The 3,008-nt window shown below is 28.1% G+C and carries 2 protein-coding genes; both read right to left on the minus strand.

Annotation, left to right across the window (positions count from 1 at the left end):
• Window positions 1–14: 14 nt before the first annotated feature.
• Window positions 15–938, minus strand: coding sequence for a protein rep (locus KA878_RS04375; RefSeq protein WP_031590742.1), 924 nt, complete (start codon window positions 936–938; stop codon window positions 15–17).
• A gap of 226 nt (window positions 939–1,164) precedes the next feature.
• The gene (locus KA878_RS04380) at window positions 1,165–1,986 is read right to left on the minus strand and encodes a putative RNA methyltransferase (protein WP_049948317.1); all 822 of its coding nucleotides are present in this window, start codon (window positions 1,984–1,986) and stop codon (window positions 1,165–1,167) included.
• Window positions 1,987–3,008 lie beyond the last annotated feature (1,022 nt).

Genomic DNA, 3,008 nt, shown 5'->3' on the forward strand with positions numbered 1-3,008 from the left:
GCACTTATATTTTGTTATTGTTCTTCCTCGATTTCGTCTATCATTTTGTAATTAATTTCTCTTTTTTCTTGTTCTGTTAAGTCATAAAGTTCACTAGCTAAATACTCTTTTTGTTTCCAAATATAAAAAATTTGATAGATATATTGGGTTGGATCAATTTCTTTTAAATAATCTAAATCTCCATTTTTTAATTTCTTTTTAGCCTCTTTAAACAATCCTGAATAAACTAATACCTGTTTACCTTTAAGTGATTTATAGAATGCATCAAATACTTTTTGATTTATTAAATAATCACTATCTTTACCAGAATATTTAGCCATTTCATATAACTCTTTATTATTATTTTGTCTTATTTTTTGAACTTGTACTTGTGTGATTTCTGAAATACCTGTTACATCACGCCATAAATCCAACCATTCTTGTTGACTAATATAATATCTTTTATCTGTGAAATACGATTTATTTACTGCAATTAACACATGAAAATGAGGATTATAATCGTCTCTTTTTTTATTATATGTAATCTCTAACTTACGAACATATCCTTTCGCAATAGATTTAAAATGTTTACGATTGGTCAAACGTCTAAATGATTGATTATAACGCTTTATTTCACTTTCCAATTTAGTAGCCTTTACGTTAGGTGTAGTTAAAGTTAAAAAAATAAACTCCTTTTTTTCTTCCTGCTTAATATATTGCATCATCAAAGATAAACCCAACGCATCTTTACGAGCTTTTCTCCAAGCACAGACAGGACAAAATCGATTTTTACAAGAATTGGCTTTATATAATTTCTGTTTTTCTAAAGTTTTATCAGCTACAAAAGACAGAAATGTATTGCAATCTTCAACTAAATCCATTTGATTTTCTCCAATATGACGTTTAATAAATTTTTGAAATACTTGATTTTTTCGTTTTTTCTCAGTATACTTTTCCATGTTATAACACATAAAAACAACTTAGTTTTCACAAACTATGACAATAAAAAAAGTTGCTTTTTCTCCTTTCTATGTATGTTTTTGATTAGACACCTAAAACGATACATTAATAGGTACGAAAAAGCAACTTTTTTTGCGTTTAAACCCAGACACACCAATACTTTAAGGGTAACTATTCCAGATTGTAATAGTTACCCTTATTATCAAGACAAGAAGAAACTCGTTTTCAACTCGTTTTAAAACCACCAACCAAAACCTTAAAACTCATCGTAATTTCACTTAAGTTTTTCTTAATTATTCCTTCTTTTTCTACGTCACTTAAATTCCACGTTAAAGGCGTCATATCAAGTAATTTATTCAATTCTTCTTTATTTAATTTAACCTTATAACTAATGTCTATCATTTCAATTTTATTAAAATTAGCTTCAAATAAATCTATAACCTCAGAATTATCATAATCCTTATTTTTATGATTACTAAAGACTATATTCCTTATTTCTTTTAAATAATCACTATTAGGAATTATTTTTATCAATTTCCCCTCTTTATCTAGAACTCTTTTAAACTCATCATAATTAGAAGGGCTAAGCACATTAATTAAAAAGTCTACATTCCCATTCATAACTGGTATATCAGCTAGATCAGCAACCAACCAATTTATATTTTTATATGATTTTGCTGCTTTTTTTACACCTTCTTTTGCAATGTCTATACCTAAGAATTCATTTTCACCAAGAAATGTTTTACTAATTTCATTTAAAATATAACCCTCACCAGTACCAACATCTATCACATTATTTTTAGTTTTAATCTCATATTTTTTAATAATTTCTATGATTTTTGAAATTAATATCGAATACAAATTGCTACTATCATTCAATTCTCTTCTAGCAATAAACAATTTTTTATCGTATTTACTTTTTTTATGCCCTGAAATTAAATTCGAATAACCCTCTTTTGCAATATCAAAAGTATGGTTATTCTCACATGCTAAAGTTTTATAACCTCTCTTTAATTTTTCATCACATATAGAACACTTAAAAAACATATTCACACCTCCAATCAAATAATTATAAATAACAAAGTTGCTTTATTCCAATTGCTTTATTGACGTTGAGCCTCGGAACCCTTAACAATCCCAAAACTTGTCGAATGGTCGGCTTAATAGCTCACGCTATGCCGACATTCGTCTGCAAGTTTAGTTAAGGGTTCTTCTCAACATCAATAAATTTTCTCGGCATAAATGCGTGTTCTTTTCTTGTCTGCCCAGTAGACAAAGTAGACCCAACTGTTATTGCTTTACAGGTCTATTTTTCGTCGTTATAATCTAGTTAAATCCCGTAAGGGCGCACTTATGCGTTCTAAAAAGAACGCGTAAAAAACCATAATCGACCTTCGTCAATTTTTATCTTAGTTTTAAGGAATCGGCGTTGTGGCGCAGATATAAAAATTAATACTGCACGAACTAGAATCGACGTTGTAGCGTAGATATAAAAATTAATACTACATAGAAATTTAACTAAGATTTAAGCTACTAGTTTTTTGCTAGTAGCTTTTTTATTTTTTAAAATTTTAAATACCTTTATTTTGAATTTTAAGGGGGCATTTTAAAGATTTAGGGGTAATTCATATAGTTTTATGCCTAAAAACCTACAGAAGCTTTTAAAAAGCAAATATGAGCCAAATAAATATATTCTAATTCCATAAACAAAAATTTGAGCAAAACCAGTGTCGAATTTTTGAGACACTGCCCAGTTACATGCAAATTAAAATTTTCATGATTTTTTATAGTTCCTAACAGGGTTAAAATTTATATAACGAAAGTATAATGTTTATATAACGTTAGTATAATAAAGCATTTTAACATTATACTTTTGATAACCGTTTATCGTCGTCATCACAATAACTTTTAAAATACTCGTGCATAATTCAACAGCTGACCTCCCAATAACTACATGGTGTTATCGGGAGGTCAGCTGTTAGCACTTATATTTTGTTATTGTTCTTCCTCGATTTCGTCTATCATTTTGTAATTAATTTCTCTTTTTTCTTGTTCTGTTAAGTCATAAA

The sequence above is a fragment of the Staphylococcus sp. GDY8P57P genome (assembly GCF_017892585.1).
Taxonomy (GTDB): domain Bacteria; phylum Bacillota; class Bacilli; order Staphylococcales; family Staphylococcaceae; genus Staphylococcus; species Staphylococcus borealis.

What these genes read in the sequence shown, in the direction of transcription:
- KA878_RS04375 (WP_031590742.1), bottom strand. Translation starts at nt 938, where the DNA reads ATGGAAAAGTATACTGAGAAAAAACGAAAAAATCAAGTATTTCAAAAA.
- KA878_RS04380 (WP_049948317.1), bottom strand. Translation starts at nt 1,986, where the DNA reads ATGTTTTTTAAGTGTTCTATATGTGATGAAAAATTAAAGAGAGGTTAT.